The 17,864-nt window shown below is 45.3% G+C and carries 15 protein-coding genes and 1 tRNA gene; 6 read left to right on the top strand and 10 right to left on the bottom strand.

All coding sequences use genetic code 11. The features are described from left to right. Window positions 1-22 precede the first annotated feature (22 nt). The 6 genes from fusA to J3P40_RS06070 form a co-directional block, all read right to left on the bottom strand. Entirely contained in the window at window positions 23-2,137 is a 2,115-nt protein-coding gene (gene fusA / locus J3P40_RS06095) for an elongation factor G (RefSeq protein ID WP_256003824.1), read from the bottom strand. Window positions 2,138-2,158: 21 nt separating this feature from the next. Further along, entirely contained in the window at window positions 2,159-2,626 is a 468-nt protein-coding gene (gene rpsG, locus J3P40_RS06090; protein ID WP_256003821.1) for a 30S ribosomal protein S7, read from the bottom strand. Between the two features lie 16 nt (window positions 2,627-2,642). Next, window positions 2,643-3,056 (bottom strand): 30S ribosomal protein S12, encoded by a 414-nt coding sequence (rpsL, locus tag J3P40_RS06085; protein WP_010599925.1) that lies wholly within the window; start codon window positions 3,054-3,056, stop codon window positions 2,643-2,645. Between the two features lie 114 nt (window positions 3,057-3,170). Then, the gene (locus J3P40_RS06080; RefSeq protein ID WP_256003817.1) at window positions 3,171-3,392 is read right to left on the bottom strand and encodes a VF530 family protein; all 222 of its coding nucleotides are present in this window, start codon (window positions 3,390-3,392) and stop codon (window positions 3,171-3,173) included. A 4-nt stretch (window positions 3,393-3,396) separates the two neighbouring features. Beyond that, window positions 3,397-5,355 carry a M1 family metallopeptidase gene (locus tag J3P40_RS06075; RefSeq protein WP_256003816.1) on the bottom strand — a complete coding sequence of 653 codons (1,959 nt, stop codon included), beginning with the start codon at window positions 5,353-5,355 and terminating at the stop codon, window positions 3,397-3,399. A 52-nt stretch (window positions 5,356-5,407) separates the two neighbouring features. After that, complete coding sequence (locus J3P40_RS06070) at window positions 5,408-5,821, bottom strand: arsenate reductase (RefSeq protein ID WP_370687710.1); 414 nt, start codon at window positions 5,819-5,821, stop codon at window positions 5,408-5,410. Between the two features lie 43 nt (window positions 5,822-5,864). Here J3P40_RS06070 and J3P40_RS06065 point away from each other — a divergent pair, with 43 nt between their 5' ends. The 5 genes from J3P40_RS06065 to J3P40_RS06045 all read left to right on the top strand — a co-directional run bounded on the left by J3P40_RS06065 (window position 5,865) and on the right by J3P40_RS06045 (window position 13,921). Then, window positions 5,865-7,265 carry a sensor histidine kinase gene (locus J3P40_RS06065; RefSeq protein ID WP_256003815.1) on the top strand — a complete coding sequence of 467 codons (1,401 nt, stop codon included), beginning with the start codon at window positions 5,865-5,867 and terminating at the stop codon, window positions 7,263-7,265. Window positions 7,266-7,273: 8 nt separating this feature from the next. Next, window positions 7,274-7,963, top strand: coding sequence for a LytR/AlgR family response regulator transcription factor (locus J3P40_RS06060; protein ID WP_256003814.1), 690 nt, complete (start codon window positions 7,274-7,276; stop codon window positions 7,961-7,963). A gap of 78 nt (window positions 7,964-8,041) precedes the next feature. After that, a complete protein-coding gene (locus J3P40_RS06055) occupies window positions 8,042-11,497 on the top strand; it encodes a response regulator (protein WP_256003813.1) in 3,456 nt (1,151 codons plus the stop codon). Between the two features lie 6 nt (window positions 11,498-11,503). Beyond that, window positions 11,504-12,328 carry a CheR family methyltransferase gene (locus tag J3P40_RS06050; protein WP_256003812.1) on the top strand — a complete coding sequence of 275 codons (825 nt, stop codon included), beginning with the start codon at window positions 11,504-11,506 and terminating at the stop codon, window positions 12,326-12,328. A 9-nt stretch (window positions 12,329-12,337) separates the two neighbouring features. Further along, on the top strand, window positions 12,338-13,921 hold the full coding sequence (locus tag J3P40_RS06045) for a hybrid sensor histidine kinase/response regulator (RefSeq protein WP_256003811.1): 1,584 nt from the start codon (window positions 12,338-12,340) through the stop codon (window positions 13,919-13,921). Here the strand turns inward: J3P40_RS06045 and pth are convergent. The 4 genes from pth to J3P40_RS06025 form a co-directional block, all read right to left on the bottom strand. After that, on the bottom strand, window positions 13,911-14,471 hold the full coding sequence (gene pth, locus J3P40_RS06040) for an aminoacyl-tRNA hydrolase (RefSeq protein ID WP_256003808.1): 561 nt from the start codon (window positions 14,469-14,471) through the stop codon (window positions 13,911-13,913). The two genes, J3P40_RS06045 and pth, sit on opposite strands and share 11 nt — an antisense overlap. Window positions 14,472-14,562: 91 nt before the next feature. Beyond that, window positions 14,563-15,141, bottom strand: coding sequence for a 50S ribosomal protein L25/general stress protein Ctc (locus tag J3P40_RS06035; protein WP_256003806.1), 579 nt, complete (start codon window positions 15,139-15,141; stop codon window positions 14,563-14,565). A gap of 25 nt (window positions 15,142-15,166) precedes the next feature. Further along, complete coding sequence (locus tag J3P40_RS06030; protein ID WP_256003804.1) at window positions 15,167-16,108, bottom strand: ribose-phosphate pyrophosphokinase; 942 nt, start codon at window positions 16,106-16,108, stop codon at window positions 15,167-15,169. A 70-nt stretch (window positions 16,109-16,178) separates the two neighbouring features. Beyond that, window positions 16,179-16,249 (bottom strand) — tRNA-Gln (locus J3P40_RS06025). A gap of 233 nt (window positions 16,250-16,482) precedes the next feature. On the opposite strand from J3P40_RS06025, the gene ahcY reads away from it, so the two are divergent. After that, window positions 16,483-17,799 carry an adenosylhomocysteinase gene (gene ahcY / locus J3P40_RS06020; protein WP_256003803.1) on the top strand — a complete coding sequence of 439 codons (1,317 nt, stop codon included), beginning with the start codon at window positions 16,483-16,485 and terminating at the stop codon, window positions 17,797-17,799. Window positions 17,800-17,864 lie beyond the last annotated feature (65 nt).

Genomic DNA, 17,864 nt, shown 5'->3' with positions numbered 1-17,864 from the left:
ATTAATAACCGACAGCGTATTATTAATCGATTGACTTGATCTTACCTTTAGACTTTGCAATAACCTCATCCTGTACGTTCTTCGGCGCTGGCTCATAATGATCAAACTCCATTGTAGAAGTTGCACGTCCTGAAGTTATAGTACGCAACTGTGTTACGTAACCAAACATTTCTGAAAGTGGAACCAATGCCTTAATTACCTGAGAACCGTTACGCGTATCCATACCTTGAAGCTGGCCACGACGACGGTTAAGGTCTCCCATAACGTCACCCATGTTTTCTTCAGGCGTCAATACTTCAATTTTCATGATAGGTTCCATCAATACCGGCTTACATTTCGGTAACGCCTCGCGGAAAGCTGAACGAGCAGCAATCTCAAAAGAAAGCGCATCTGAATCGACTGCGTGGAAAGATCCATCGATCAATCGAACTTTCATATCAGGAAGCGGATATCCTGCAAGAACGCCATTTACCATAGCTGCAGCAAAACCCTTTTCTACCGAAGGAATGAATTCGCGAGGGATCGCACCACCCACAATCTCGTTCACAAACTGCAGTCCACCTTTTTCAAAATCTTCATCAATCGGAGAAATAATAACCTGGATATCCGCAAATTTACCACGTCCACCAGTTTGCTTCTTATAGGTCTCACGATGTTGAGTTGAGCCAGTAATAGCTTCTTTATAAGCTACCTGAGGAGCACCTTGATTTACCTCTACCTTAAACTCACGCTTTAAACGGTCGATCAGGATGTCAAGGTGAAGCTCACCCATACCGGAAATAACCGTTTGACCGGTTTCCTGATCTGTTTCCACCCTAAATGTAGGATCCTCTTCAGCCAGTTTACCCAAAGCGATACCCAACTTATCTACGTCTGCCTGTGTTTTAGGCTCAATAGCTAAACCAATTACCGGCTCAGGGAATACCATCGACTCAAGAATGATTGGATTCTTCTCATCGCAAAGCGTGTCTCCGGTTTTGATGTCCTTGAAACCAACAACCGCTGCGATATCACCTGCACCAACGTTCGGAATAGGATTCTGCTTGTTGGCATGCATCTGGAAGATCCTCGAAATACGTTCCTTATTCTCAGAACGAGCGTTATAAACATATGAGCCGGCTTCCAGATTACCTGAATAAACCCGGATAAAGCACAAACGTCCAACAAACGGATCTGTTGCGATCTTAAACGCAAGCGCAGAAAATGGTTCTTCAACCTTAGGCTGACGTACAATTTCTTCGCCTGTGTTCGGGTTAGTACCAGTAATACCCTCAACATCCAGAGGCGACGGCAATAATTCCATCACCAGGTCAAGCATAGTCTGCACGCCTTTGTTTTTGAACGAAGATCCGCAAACCATCGGAACGATCTTCGCGTCCAAAGTAGCTTGTCTCAAAGCATCCAGAATCTCCCGCTCTGTAATCGAATTTGGATCGTCAAAGAACTTCTCCATCAACGACTCATCATATTCAGCTACAGCCTCAAGAAGCTTCTCGCGCCATTCCGAAACCTCATCCAACATATCTTCAGGAATAGGCACTTCCGTAAAGGTCATACCTTTATCATGCTCATTCCAAACAATACCGCGGTTATTGATCAGATCAACTACTCCTTTAAAAGCATCTTCAGCACCGATAGGCAATTGCAATGGAACAGCATGGCTACCCAGCATCTCTCTAACCTGCTTAACTACTTTAAGGAAGTCTGCACCTGAACGGTCCATTTTATTCACAAAACCGATACGAGGAACCGCATAGTTGTTAGCCAAACGCCAGTTCGTTTCAGACTGAGGCTCAACACCATCCACTGCTGAAAACAAAAACACCAATCCGTCCAGTACACGCAGCGAACGGTTTACCTCTACGGTAAAGTCCACGTGCCCGGGGGTATCAATTACGTTTACCTGATACTTATTTCCTCTGTAAGGCCAGAACACAGTCGTTGCAGCTGACGTGATGGTTATCCCGCGTTCAGCTTCCTGCACCATCCAGTCCATTGTAGAGGCACCTTCGTGTACCTCACCAATCTTGTGGTTTACACCGGCATAATAAAGGATACGCTCAGTTGTCGTCGTTTTACCGGCATCAATGTGAGCGGCGATCCCTATATTTCTTGTAAATTTTAAATCTCTTGCCATTTTATCTCTGGATCCTATATATTAAAAACGGAAATGCGAGAATGCCTTGTTGGCCTCTGCCATCTTATGGGTATCCTCTTTCTTCTTAACTGCAGCACCTTCACCTTTAGCTGCCGAAACGATTTCAGCTGCCAGTTTTTCCTTCATGGTCTTTTCTCCGCGCTTACGTGCAAAAGATATCAACCATTTCATACCTAAGGCCACCTTACGGTCGGGTCTTACTTCTGTTGGAACCTGGAAGTTAGCACCACCCACACGACGGGATTTAACTTCAACTGAAGGCATTACATTTGACAATGCACGCTTCCATACCTCCAAGCCATTTTCACCAGCTTTTTTCTCGGCAAGTTCAACTGCATCATAAAAAATATCATAAGCGATGGATTTTTTACCATCGTACATCATGTTATTTACAAACCTTGTAACCTGAACATCATTAAATTTCGGATCAGGAAGGATGATTCTCTTTTTTGGTTTTGACTTTCTCATTTCTTATTCCTCCTGATTATTTCTTTTTACCCTTTGCTGGTGCTGCAGCTGCCTGTCCTGGTTTAGGACGCTTAGTACCATATTTCGAACGACGCTGATTACGTCCTGCAACGCCTGAAGTATCAAGGGCGCCACGGATGATGTGATAACGTACACCTGGTAAATCCTTAACACGACCACCACGGATCAATACGATAGAGTGCTCCTGCAGGTTGTGACCTTCTCCAGGGATGTATGCGTTAACCTCTTTACCATTGGTTAAACGTACACGCGCTACTTTACGCATTGCTGAGTTTGGTTTTTTAGGGGTAGTGGTATATACACGCGTACATACACCTCTTCGCTGTGGACAGCTGTCCAACGCCGGAGACTTACTCTTGAACTCCAGTGCTACTCTACCTTTTCTAACTAATTGTTGAATGGTTGGCATTGTTTCCTTTTGCTTTTTCTTTTATGTTTTTAAAACTTTACCCCTCAATAAGGGACTGCAAAAGTACGACAATACATTTTATAAATCAATAGGTTAACCAAATAAAATACCACATTAGTGAAAAGTGTTCACATAAAGCTTCTCCACCTTCTTGCGGGCCCAGTCGGTTTTCCGAAGGAATTTCAGACTGGAATTCATGGTCGGATTATTTAAAAAACAATCGATCCTGACCATCGAACCCAGCTCCGCCCAGCCATAATGCCACACCAGCTGTTTCAGAATAAACTCAAGCGTTTTTCCGTGAAGCGGATTATTCTTTTGTTCAGACGAAGTCATCAGATTAATTCTTCTTCCAGCTGTTATTTGCAGTATTCATATCAGGCAAAACCTTTTCCGGGTCCAGAACCACCGACACCACTTCCTCAGCAGCAGGATATTTCACCGTCCATATTTTATTTCGCATCCAAACATCAACCGGCAACCTGACAATATCAGTTTTCCCACTTTTCATTTTTACCTGCAATATGACAGGCATCGGCAGCTGCTCAAGATTAGCGACCGTAATGTCATACCCACCTGCCTCACCGCCCTTGGCTGGCTTCACATCTACAACAGCCTGATCCATTTTCCAGTTCGACATAAACCAACCTCTCCAAAACCAGGAAAGATCCTCACCTGCACCGTTTTCTATAGCGCGAAAGAAATCCACCGGAGTAGGATGCTTATATGCCCATTGCTCAATATATTTCCTGAATGCATAGTCAAACCGGTCTGCCCCTAAAACCTCATTTCTAAGTATTTCAAGTCCCCAGCCTGGTTTACTGTACAGGTTGTTACCAATATTGCGTTCCACCATCGCATCTGGCGTAAGCATAATATATTCAAGCTCAGGCTGCGCGAGATATTCAGCAACCTTATGCATATCAAGTTTTTCAGGTTTATACTCTCCATTATTGAAAGCCGCAGAAGACAAGCCGTTGATGAAGGTATTAAAGCCCTCATCCATCCAGCCGTATTTACGCTCATTGCTCCCCACAATCATGGGAAACCAGGTGTGACCAAATTCATGATCAATCACACCCCAGGCATCCTCATTTTTTGCCTGCCATCCACAAAAAACGATACCCGGATATTCCATCCCACCAACGTTACTTGCCACATTTATAGCCATCGGGTAAGGATATTCGAACCATTTTTGCGAGTAATGTTCCACGGAAGCTTTCACATACTCCACGGCGCGTCCGTAGCCATCATTACCATTACTTTCCACCGGATGCGCTGCAACGGCGAGCGACTTCTTCCCGCTTGGAAGATTTATCCTTGCAGCCTCAAGAATAAACGCCTTCGAAGAACCCCAGGCCACATCACGTGTATTCTTCATGCGGAACTTCCATGTAAGCTTCTCCTTCGCCGGCCTCGAAGATTTCTCATTTACCTCCCCTGCGGTACGCACCGTCACTTTCTTATCACTGTCTTTTGCCGCATTCCATCGCTGCAGCTGAACCGGGGTAAATACATCCTGAGGATTCAGCAACTCCCCCGATCCCATCACAATATGACTGGCTGGCGCTGTAACACTGAAGTCCACATCTCCGTATTCACAGTAGAACTCCCCTGCACCCCAGTACGGCAAAGTGTTCCATCCCAGTACATCATCATAAACACTCATCCTTGGAAACCACTGGGCAATCGAATATATCTCCCCGTTCTTTGTCGACAAATGCCCCATCCTGTCCGATCCGTTTACCGGGACAATAAAAGAAAAATCCATTTTAATGGTAATCACGTCACCGGATGCCGAAAGCGGTTGATCCAAACGGATCTGCATCCTGGTGTCTTCTATAACAGAAGTGAATTTAACCGCCTTTTGTTTCTGTAAAACCGTCAACCCCTTGATCGTATATCCTCCATCCAGTTTCTCTCCTCTCGCACCGTAACGACTTCCGGCAGGAATCAGGGCATTTCCTCTCGACTCCTCGGAAAACAAATTCTGATCCAGTTGCAGCCATAGGTAAGGCAACGGATCAGGACTATTATTCTGGTAGGTGATCGTGACCGATCCGGTCACCATATGTTTCACATCATCCAACTCAGCAGAGATCGCATAGTCGGCCCGGTTCTGCCAGTACTTCGGACCGGGATACCCACTCGCAGAACGATACTCGTTCCCATTCTGCGTATAAAAGAGCGGACTAAATGCCGCATGAGGATCATAGTTACTTTTTAGTCCGGATTGCGCAGCAGCATTCAGGCCCATTACACATAGTGCAACTAATACGAAGGTTGTCTTATTCAACATAAACATATGGTCGGTTAAACGAAAAATAAAGATATTCTTTTTCGCGGGTTTTCTAGTTTTTTTTAAGTGCAACGTACGTGCCCTCATCAAAGCCGATAAGTGCGGGTTCTCCCGCTACCTCAAGTACCGGACGCTTAATCAAACTCGGATACCCAAGCATCAAAGCAATAGCACTCTCCTGGTCGCCGACCCCTGCTTGTTCCTCGGCCGACAGTTTTCTCCAGGTCGTCCCCTTCTTGTTGAGCACCTTCTCCCAGCCAAAGACATCGCACCACCGGTTTAATTTTTCCGCAGTCACGCCTTCCTTTTTAAAGTCATGAAAAGTGTATGCCAGCCCATGCTTATCAAGGCTCGTGATCGCCTTCTTCACCGAGTTGCAATTTGGTATTCCATAAATGATCATGGGGCAAAAATAGCCCATGTTCGTCACATTTATAAGGTCATTCGTCACATTTTTATCATTCACGTTGCAAAGCTTAGTAGTATTGCACCATATATTATGAGTAATCATGACCAGATTAAAAGAGATCACCAAAATGGAATTAATCGCATTCAATGCATGCGTTGTGCTCGCACTATTGTTTTCGAGCGCCCAGGCCATAAGCGACCACTACTCCATCAGAGACCACGTTTACTTTAACAACTTTTGGCTAACGCTTTTCTTTAGCCATATGGTGACCAGCGTTTGCTACCTTTTGCTGTGCCTGCATGTCCAGCCGCAAATGGAACAGGAAGAGCAAAAACCATCAAACGCCGTAATCCTGCTATGTATACTGATCCATCTACTCTTTCTCACAGAAATAATCAGCGTCTATTTTTCAGTCCTGCTTGCCATAAAAATGATGGCCATCTATTTCGGTTCAGCCAAACAGAACCCCGGCAATAGACTATATAAAGATGCTATTATACTTTTTGCAACCTTGATCTTCGCCCATGCGAGTATCGTATTTGTGAATGGCAACGCGGACACTAAAGCATATTTTTCCTCTTCACTACCAATCGCCATTCTCCATTTTTTATTCCTGCTATACTATATAATTCCCATTACAGCGCATAAACGGCGGCCCGCCCTGCGGTTCACCGGCCAGATCATAATCACCGCTGCGCTTACCTTCGCAGCAGTCGCGACAATTCTGGAGTTATTCTTTCCGGGCAACAACTATGTGCAAGAGAGTGTCCGGCAAACAGCACTCCTCCTTAACCTTCCCACACAACTTCTGGCTGTGCCCTTGTTTGCGTGGTATATATTCAAAACGCGAAACAGGAAAGACGCCGAAGAAATCAGATCCTTGAAAACTGAACTGGGGAGATCCGATGCCTCACTCACCTTTCTAAAATCTCAAATAAACCCACATTTCCTATTTAATGCCCTGAACACCATCTACGGAACAGCCCTGCAGGAAAATGCAGAGCGCACCAGTGAAGGCATACAGATACTGGGAGACATGATGAGATTTATGCTACATGAAAACCTGGAAAATAAAATTCCGTTGTCAAGGGACATAGAATACCTCAAAAACTACGTCACCATCCAAAAGCTGCGAACCGGCGCCTCAGCCAACATCAATATCGACATACAAATAGAAGACGATACTAAAGGACATTATATCACCCCAATGCTTTTAATACCCTTCATTGAAAATGCCTTTAAACACGGAATCAGTCTGCAACGCCCTTCCCATATTAGGGTGACCCTAAATTATATAGACAACAAGTTATACCTGGATGTGATCAACAGCATCCACAAAAAAACCGATAACGACCCCGAACATGCCAATAGCGGGATCGGCTTGCAAAACGTAAGCCGTCGTTTAGAGCTCATCTATCCCAAGCGGCATGAACTGATTATCAGAGAAAACGCCAGCGAATTCTTTGTTCACCTGACCGTCGATTTGCATGATAATGCTTAACTTTAAACATGATCGCAATTGCCATAGACGACGAACCCATCGCGCTGGACGTAGTAAAATCGCACGCCTCTAAAGTTCCCTTTATTAATCTCAGTGCTAGCTTCACGAACGCTTTTTCAGCAATCCAGTACCTCCAGGCCAACCAGGTCGACCTTATTTTCCTGGATATTAAAATGCCGGACATCAGTGGGATCGATTTTTTCAACAGCTTGTCACACAAGCCTATGGTTATATTCACAACCGCTTATTCGGAGCATGCCATAACCGGATTCGAACTAAACGCAGTAGACTATCTGCTAAAACCATTCTCCCTATCCAGATTTCTTAAAGCTTGTAACAAGGCTCTTGATCTGTACCAGTTCAGGAGCAGCACATCCCATGCGCACACTCCCACCAGCATCTTTATAAAAGACGGATACGAACAAGTCAAAGTAAACTTAAGCGATATCTTGTATATCGAAGCCTCCGGAAACTATACAAGGCTCGTCTTAACGAGCAACAAAACCCTTAGTACCCGCCTACCCTTTAACGACATGCTCAATTCCATGCCCCTTAACAGTTTTGTCCGCATTCACAGAACCTATGCCGTAGCAAGAGACCGAATCACTAAATTTGACAAATACCAGGTATGGTTAGGAACGCAGCCCCTTCCCGTCGGACAAACATATAGCCAGTCGCTACAAACACTCATCCTGTAAAACAGCCTGAGGTATTTCCGAACCAGATATATTGATTATTATTGCCAAAGGTTATGAATCATAATAAATGTCGGGCATATGGTAAACTTATCCTTTAAGCAGCAGGTCTTTACAGGTTTTGCTATCTCATTATTATTCGTTCTGCTTTCGGCAATTACGTCCTATGTCAGTATTGATGTGATGAAAAAGGATATAAAATGGCAAACACATACGTACGATGTGATCAATCTGGTAAAGGAAGTCGAGACACAAGTCTTAAATGCCGAAACGGGGATGAGAGGATACGTCATAGCCAAAGAAAAAAAATACCTTATCCCCTATAATAACAGCGCAGACAAAATCCTGCCAACGGTTAAAAAGTTGCGCCAGCTTATTCAGGAAAATCCAGAACAGGTCCGTCTGGCCGACTCCCTTTATATGCGTGCACTGGATAAGGTCAATGAGATGAAACTTGTGCTGAAACTTCATGAGGAGCAAGGCTCGGCGGCGAGTTCGGCACGCGTGATGTCGGGAACAGGCCAGCTCTATAAAAACCGGATATTCAACATCAGTCAAAGAATGATCTCGGAGGAATACAAGTTATTGGCTAAGCGAACGGCAGCAACTGAAAGCAGCAGTAAAAGAAGCGGCCTCATCGTGCTCGTAAGCGCTCTCATCATTTTCGGACTCATCCTCTTCCTTTTCTCGTATATCAAGCGCACGTTTGATCAGCAAAAACTTACGGAGGAACATATCCGTGAGTCTAACCTCAGACTTGAGAAGATCTCGGCCGACAATGAGCAGAAAAACTGGCTGCTCCGGGGTGCCGGCGCGGTCAACGTAGCAATGCGCGGAGAACAGGAGTTAAACGAGCTTGGTGACAGGATCACCACAGCCGTGTGCAAGCATATAGAAGCTCAGGTAGGATGTATCTTTGTATCGTCTGGCTCAGGTGAGGATTTTACATTTTCAGGTGGCTATGCCTGCAACATCGCCGACACCGAAAAGGTATACCACATGGGGGAAGGATATATCGGACAATGTGCACGTGACCAGCAGCTAAAAATTCTATCCAACCTGCCTTCGGGTTACCTGAACATAAGTTCCGGGCTAGGTCAAACCGATCCGAGAAATATTGTCATAGTGCCCGTTCTTTTCCAGAACAAAACGATCGCCATTATCGAACTTGGAATGATCGCTTCGCCCGATGAAGCCGTACTAGCCTTTCTGAACAATATCACAGAGAACATCGGTATTGCCCTCAATAGTGCCATGGCCCGAATCAGAATGAAGGCATTGTTCGACCAGACCCAGAGTCAGGCGGAGGAACTCGAGTGCCAGCAGGAGGAATTAAGAACAGCCAACGAAGAACTTACACACAAATCTGAGCAACTTCAAGCATCAGAAGAAGAACTGCGGGTTCAACAGGAAGAACTGCGGCAAACCAATGCTGAACTCGAAGAAAAAGCTCGTCAATTGGAAGAGCAGAACCTGGTCGTAAACCAGGCCAGAGAGGCAATGAGTTTAAAGGCCCGGGAACTCGAACTTTCCAGCCAGTATAAATCAGAATTTCTGGCCAACATGAGCCATGAACTCAGAACGCCTCTGAACAGCATTCTCATCCTAGCAAAAATCCTTAAAGAAAATCGCTCAGAAAATCTCAACAACGAACAAATCAAATATGCCGGGGTGATCCATAACGCAGGCAGTGAGCTTCTTACACTGATTAACGACATCCTCGACCTGTCAAAAATCGAATCAGGTAAAATCGAGCTTTCCATAGAGCAAGTTCCATTACAAAATGTCAAAAGCGATATTGAATCATTGTTTACAGAAGTGGCCAACAGCAAAAAGATCAAATTCAATACAAGTATATCACCCGACCTGCCCACAACTATACTTACCGACGATCTCCGCCTGCAGCAAATCATCAAAAACCTACTCTCAAATGCCTTCAAGTTTACCCCGGAGGAAGGCGAAATCTCGTTAAACATCGGGCGGCCCGAACAGACAGAGTTTTTCTCGTCGAACCTCAGCAATGCTGGAGAAAATGTGATCGCATTTTCAGTTAAAGACACTGGCATTGGCATATCTCACGACAAGCAGCAACTTATCTTTGAGGCCTTTAAGCAGGCCGACGGATCTACGAGCCGCAAATATGGCGGTACGGGGCTGGGGCTTTCCATCAGCAAAGAGCTTGCATTCGTGCTGGGAGGCGAGCTGCGGGTCATGAGTGAACCGGGCAAAGGAAGCATTTTCACACTGTATTTGCCTGAAACTGCACCGCATCAAGTTCAGTCAGACCACCCTTCTGACCAGGCTGCCGGTGAAATGCTGCTAAATACCAAAATCCATCTAGAGCATGCCACGCAGCAGACACCGCAGGTACGGCGGATACTGATTATTGAGGACGATCAGGTCTTTGCTGACATCCTGAAAAGCTACGCAGAAGAAAGGGGGTTTGAAGCTATACTTGCACATAGTGGCGATGAAGGCTTGAATCGCGCACAAAAGCTTCTTCCTGACGCCATTATTCTTGATATTATCCTTCCCGTAATGGATGGCTGGACGGTTCTTAAAAAGCTTAAGTCCGACCCAGCCACGAAACACATCCCGGTACATATCATGTCGGCCGGAGACGAGAAAGAAAATCTGGCACAACAAAAAGGTGCCGTTGGTTTCCTGAAAAAACCTGTGGAAAAAGAAGAGCTTGATGTTATATTCAGCAAACTAACAACATTTGCCACCAACCAGCCACGCAAAGTGCTTCTTATAGAAGATCAGGAACTGCAAAGCGAAATACTTGCCCGGCAGCTTCAGCAACGTGAAGCTGAAGTCTATCCGGCTTATAGCGGTAAAGAGGCCTTGGACCTGTTGAGCCAACATGCCTTCGACTGCATCATCCTCGATCTGAAGTTACCTGACATCTCTGGCTTCGATCTGCTTGATCATATCAAAGCCAAAGCACAACAGGTACCTGTTGTTATCAATACCTCTATGGAACTGACCGATGATCAAATGACCCGTATTCTGAAATATACGGATGCACTGGTCTTGAAATCATCAAAGTCGAACGATCGGATTATCGACGAGATCAGCTTGTTCATGAACAAACTGGATGCTACCGATAAGTTCCCATCCAGCACCAAGCATCAGCAACCGGTCTCCACGCTCGAGAAAGCATTAAAAAACAAAAAGATTCTGATCGCAGACGATGACATGCGAAATATTTTTGCACTATCGAGCGCACTACAGGGTTACGAACTTCAAATCGCCATTGCACATAACGGCATGGAAGCCATCCGAAAACTTAAGGATCATCCCGACACCGACCTGATCCTTATGGACATTATGATGCCAGAGATGGATGGCTATGAGGCCATGCGGACAATTAGGACCGATAAAACATATGAGCGACTACCGATCATTGCGCTGACGGCCAAAGCCATGAAAAGTGACCGCGACAAATGCCTTGAAGCCGGGGCTAATGATTATATCAGCAAGCCGGTAGATATCGACAAACTGGTCTCTATGCTCAGGGTATGGCTTAGTTAACAACTTATGAATAATCATCCCGAAACCATTACCTACCCCCAGCTTTCCGCGCTGGTTCAACTCGTCAAAAACTTACACGGGTTCGACTTCAGCGGCTACGCGGCAGCATCATTGAAGCGCCGGGTCAGCCGGATCATGGAGCTCCAGCGACTGAGCTATGCTGACCTGCAGACTGTACTCGTCAATAACGAAAACTATTTCGAGTCCTTCCTCATCCAGATTACAGTCAACGTCACTGAAATGTTCAGAGATCCCAGCTTTTACAATTCCTTGTCCACGAACGTCGTACCATACCTAAGCTCCTATCAAAGGATTAAAGTGTGGAATGCCGGTTGCTCATCGGGTGAAGAGCTTTATTCATTTGCAATCCTTTTTGATGAAGCAGGCCTCTATGATCGATCTTTCTTCTATGGTACCGATATTAATGCGCACGTGCTAAAACAAGCAAAGTCGGGCATATACGACCTTGCTAAAGTGAAACTTTATTCAGAAAACTACCTTAAAACCAATCCAAAAAAGTCATTGTCCGATTATTACACCGCCAGGTACGATGCCGCGACGATTAATCAGTATCTCAAAAAAAACCTCCTCTTCTCCGTACATAACCTCGTTACAGACGGCATTTTTAACGAATTTCAGTTAATCTCATGTCGAAATGTCCTCATATATTTCAACACCGAACTCCAAAAAAGAGTAATTAACCTACTTTACGACAGTTTAGCTAATTTTGGTTTTTTGTGTTTAGGTCCGAAAGAAAGCTTACGGGATACAGAGGCGCAAAAATTTAAGATAATCGACAAAAAGAATAACATCTATCAGAAAATAGTCTAGTCAGATACCATGGAAAAGATCAACATACTCATTATTGATGACCGACCGGAAAACCTTATTACGCTGGAAGCGCTTCTGGAAAGGAACGACATCAATTTGATAAGTACAACGAATCCTAATGAAGCTCTACGTCTTTCCTGGGAAATGGATATTGCGATCGCCCTGGTTGATGTTCAAATGCCTGAAATGGATGGATTTGAACTTGTAGAAATTCTGAAAAGCAATCCGCGCACAAAAGACATACTGGTCATTTTCGTAACAGCCATATCTAAGGAAACCAAATATGCAGTTAAAGGCCTAAACACCGGGGCGGTCGACTATCTTTATAAACCGCTTGACCCGTACATCACCTCCGCAAAAGTGGATTCATTCATACAAATGGTGCGTTACCAGCGCGATCTTAAGCGAACAAACAAAGACCTTGAGACCTATCAGAAAGAACTGATCCTGGCGAAAGAACAGGCTGAGCAGGGGAAGCGCATCAAGGAAAATTTCCTCGCAAACATGAGTCATGAAATCCGCACACCCATTAACGGAATCATTGGCATTGCACAATTGTTGAGTAAAACGGAACTCAGCCCGGAGCAGCGTGAAATGATGAACCTGCTGGAGGTTTCATCCAGTTCGCTCCTTGGCGTCATTAACGATATCCTGGACCTTTCTAAAATGGAAGCAGGCAAATTTAAAATCAACCGGACCGAAGTCAACCTGGTCGACATGTGCGACAACGTGGTCAACCTCCTTAGCATAAAAGCGAAAGAGAAAGATGTAGACCTTATTAAAAAGTACAGTCCGCAACTCCCCAAATATGTGTTGGCCGACTCCCTCAGGCTCACGCAGATTCTGATGAACCTGATTGGTAACGCCATAAAATTCACCACAGACGGCAGTGTAACGCTCGCGATAGACGTACTAGACCTTAAAGGCAATACCGCAAACATCAAATTTTCCGTTATCGATACCGGTATAGGTATTGCCAAAGAGAATATCGATAAGATATTTGAAATATTTGAACAGGCAGATGAACAGACTACAGCCAAGTTCGGAGGCACAGGCCTTGGCTTGTCCATCGTCAAGAACCTTGCGAAGCTAAAAGGCGGGACACTTGAAGTAAGCAGCGAGGAAAATAGGGGAAGCACCTTCTCCTTCACAAACCGCTATGAAATCCTTAAGGAGATCAAAGCAAGTCCGTCAGCAGAAGAAAAATTCAGCTCGTTTGCAGACCTCAAAGTGCTGGTAGCAGAAGACAATCCGATCAACAAATTCCTCATCGTTAAGATTCTGAAGGACTGGGGCATCAAACCGGACGTCGTTGAAAATGGCCAGGATGCTCTTGACCACATCAAAGCTCATGCGTACGATATCGTCCTTATGGATACTTATATGCCGGTCATGAACGGTCTGGAGGCAATCAGATTAGTCCGGGCAGGCTATGCTCCGGGAAAAGAGCAGGTGCCTATCGTGACCTTTTCTGCGGCAGCAATGGATGAGGACAGGAAAACCGCCATTGATGCCGGAGCGAATGCAGTCATCAGTAAGCCCTTCGAACTGAAAGCTCTGCATGACACCTTAAGCAGGCTTACTACTGGTTAAACGCCGTCATCGTTTGCGCCGGCCCTATGGTTACAAAACTCTTGATCAGCTCTGTGCTTTTGGCTATTAAAGCTGGTAGCTCGGGTTGCTCATCCTTATCGAATGGTGCCAGCACGTAGTCAACCTGCCTGCCCTTTGCAAAGTTATCGCCAATCCCAAACCGCAGTCTTGGATATCCCTGTCCGCCACATAAACCTTCAATGCTTTTAAGACCGTTATGGCCGGCACTGCTGCCCTGAAGTTTCAACCGCAGTTTACCCAGCGGCAAAGCCAGATCATCCACTACAACCAGCACATTTTCCAGAGTGATCCGCAGTTCGTTCATCCAGTAATTCACCGCCTTGCCACTCAAATTCATATAGGTTGTAGGTTTAATCACATACAGCTTCCTACCCTTGAAAGACACTTCCGAGTAATATGCAAGTCTCAGATTTGAAAAAGTGCCGCCCAACTGTTTCACCAATTCGTCAGCGATATCAAAGCCGATATTATGTCGCGTATGGGCGTATTCCGGCCCAATATTTCCAAGTCCAACTATCAAATATTTCATTGGCACCAAAGATAACAGTTTTCCGAAAGCAGACTTTCAAAAAAAAGGCAGTTCCACAAGGAACTGCCCTTCTATTGCATTGCGGAAAAACTTATTTCTTCTTAGCTTCCTGCTCTGCTTGTTTCAATGCTCTAGACATACCTACAGAAACGATGGTATCTTCAGGTGTGTTAGTCACGGTGTAGTTACCTTTTTCCAGATCACGTACACGGAACAGGTTACCAACTTCCAATTTAGCAATGCTTACTTCAACAGCCTGTGGCATGTCTTTAGGCAAAGCTTTTACACGAAGCTTACGTAATTTCTGTACCAGTTTACCACCCATTTTTACACCTGGGGAAGTTCCGGTCAATTTCACAGGAATTTCCATTGTGATTGCCTTCTCGTCAAACAGTTGCAGGAAATCCACGTGCAGAAGCACGTCAGTAAGCGGGTGGAACTGCAATTCCTTAATTACCGCTTTAATTTTTTCACCACCCAGATCAATTTCTACAAAGTTTGCCTCGGGGGTATAGATAGCTTCTTTAAGTTCAGTGATCACTACAGCAAAGTGCTTTTGCTCTTTACCACCATACAATACTGCAGGAACCTTGCCTTCATAGCGAAGCTCTTTAGCATCGCGTTTCCCTACGTTCTCTCTTGGAGAACCGCTAATTGCGATTGTTTTCATTTTTATGTTGTTTATTAATAATTTGCTAAACTCTAAACAGATTACTGATCGACTCATGCTCGTTCACATTGGCGATCGCCCTTGCAAACAAGGAAGCCGTACTCAGCACCCTGATTTTTGAACTCTCTTGTTTCAAAGGAATGGTGTCCGTCACGATCAATTCCGTAAGGGCCGAATTCTCAACAGTCTCATAAGCCTTACCCGACAATACCGGATGCGTACACACCGCACGTACACTTTTCGCTCCCTTTTCCATGATCAGCCCGGCTGCCTTCGCCAGCGTACCCGCCGTATCACAAATGTCATCAATAAGCACCACGTCCATTCCGGTCACATCCCCGATGATCGACATTGATTCAATTTCGTTGGCACGCTTGCGGCGCTTGTCGCAGATCACCACCTCGGCGTTAAAAAACTTGGCAAAAGTACGTGCCCGGTAAGACCCACCCATGTCGGGCGACGCAATAACCAGATTCTCCAGACCTAAGCTTTTTATATACGGAACAAAAATCACCGACCCGTCAAGGTGATCTACGGGAATATCAAAAAAGCCCTGTATCTGCGCCGCATGCAAGTCCATCGTCATAATCCTGTGGATCCCGGCCGACTTCAGCAGGTTGGCCACCAGTTTGGCGCCTATAGCTACCCTCGGCTTATCTTTCCTGTCCTGCCTGGCCAAACCATAATACGGAACAACAGCCGTAATATAATGTGCAGAAGCCCTCTTTGCCGCGTCAACCAGCAGCAAAAGCTCCATTAAATTATCTGAAGGCTGATAAGTTGATTGGATCAGGAATACATCACACCCACGTACACTTTCATCGTATGATGGTTGGAATTCGCCATCACTGAATTTACTTAATGTTACGCTACCAAGAGGTTTACCGTAACTTTCGGCAATTTTGTGCGCTAAATCTTTTGTACCACTTCCGGCAAAAAGCTTAACTGGGTTAAACTGCAAAGGCATTGTTAAACAATAACAGTACTTGTTAAAAAAAATCGGATTGCGTATCTCTCACAATCCGAATATTATTTAGTTGCCCGACCAGGATTCGAACCTAGACAAACGGTACCAAAAACCGTCGTACTACCATTATACTATCAGGCAATCTCCTTTACCAAAGCTTCCTTTGAAATGGAATGCAAATCTACGCAGATTTTTCATAACTGCAAACAGAAGCGATTTTTTTTTGAAAGAGAATTTTCAACTCGCAGATTTTCAAATAAAAAAAATTTAGAACCACTATAAGAGAGGCCACCCGCCGCCATTTCGGGCTGTTTGAATTAGCTAAACTATTGCCTAACTTTGCAGCGTACATAAAATACTAAATAAACAGCAATATGTCATCAGTAGAGACAACTTACGTTCCTTACAAAGTTAAGGACATTTCACTGGCAGAATGGGGCCGAAAAGAGATCGAACTGGCAGAGGCAGAAATGCCCGGCCTGATGTCGTTACGCGAAGAGTTCGGACCATCAAAACCTTTAAAAGGCGCACGCATCGCCGGATGCTTACACATGACCATCCAGACCGCGGTACTGATTGAAACACTAGTTGAACTGGGTGCTGAAGTAACCTGGTCATCATGCAATATATTCTCTACCCAAGATCATGCGGCCGCTGCTATTGCTGCAGCAGGAATCCAGGTCTATGCCTGGAAGGGCCTCGACGAAGCAAGTTTCGACTGGTGTATTGAACAAACATTACACTTTGGCCCTGAACGCCAACCCCTGAACATGATACTCGACGACGGCGGCGATTTAACAAACATGGTATTCGACAGATACCCTGAACTGATCGCTGGGATCAAAGGACTGTCGGAAGAAACCACCACCGGCGTACACCGTTTATACGAGCGCATGAAGAATGGCACGCTGCACCTTCCTGCTATCAACGTAAACGACTCTGTAACCAAATCAAAGTTTGACAACAAATATGGTTGCCGGGAATCACTGGTCGACGCAATCCGTCGTGCAACTGACGTCATGATGGCAGGCAAAGTTGCTGTTGTTGCGGGGTATGGCGACGTAGGTAAAGGTTCTGCTGAATCATTGAGCTCACAGGGCGTACGCGTTATCGTATCTGAGATCGACCCGATCTGCGCGCTACAGGCAGCTATGGAAGGCTATCAGGTTCAAAAGTTCGCCAATGCGGTTAAAGAGGCCGACATCATCGTGACCACTACCGGCAACTGCGATATCGTTCGCGGCGAACATTTCAAAACCATGAAAGACAAAGCCATCGTTTGTAACATAGGTCACTTCGATAACGAGATTGACGTAGCCTGGCTTAATAAAAACTATGGCGACACCAAGGTGGAAATTAAGCCGCAGGTCGACAAATATACCATCGATGGGAAAGACATCATTTTGCTGGCAGAAGGTCGCCTCGTGAACCTGGGTTGCGCCACCGGCCACCCAAGCTTTGTTATGTCAAATTCGTTCACCAATCAGACACTTGCACAGCTGGAATTGTGGACCAACTCCGACAAATACGAAAACAAGGTATATGTGCTACCTAAACTTCTCGATGAGAAAGTAGCACGTCTGCACCTGGCTAAAATCGGCGCTGAATTAGATACGCTTGATCCACATCAGGCAGAATATATCGGCGTAGCAGTCGAAGGCCCTTTCAAGCCTGAAGCTTACAGATACTAACCGGCGGCCAACCGTCATAAAATGGGGATGTTGTTTTTAACGGTATCCCCATTTCTTATATTTGT

Origin of the sequence: Pedobacter deserti (genome assembly GCF_024436415.1) — a bacterium.
GTDB classification, from domain to species: domain Bacteria; phylum Bacteroidota; class Bacteroidia; order Sphingobacteriales; family Sphingobacteriaceae; genus Pedobacter; species Pedobacter faecalis.
The sequence above is the reverse complement of the archived record's forward strand: the minus strand, read 5'-3'. Positions and strand labels throughout refer to the sequence as shown.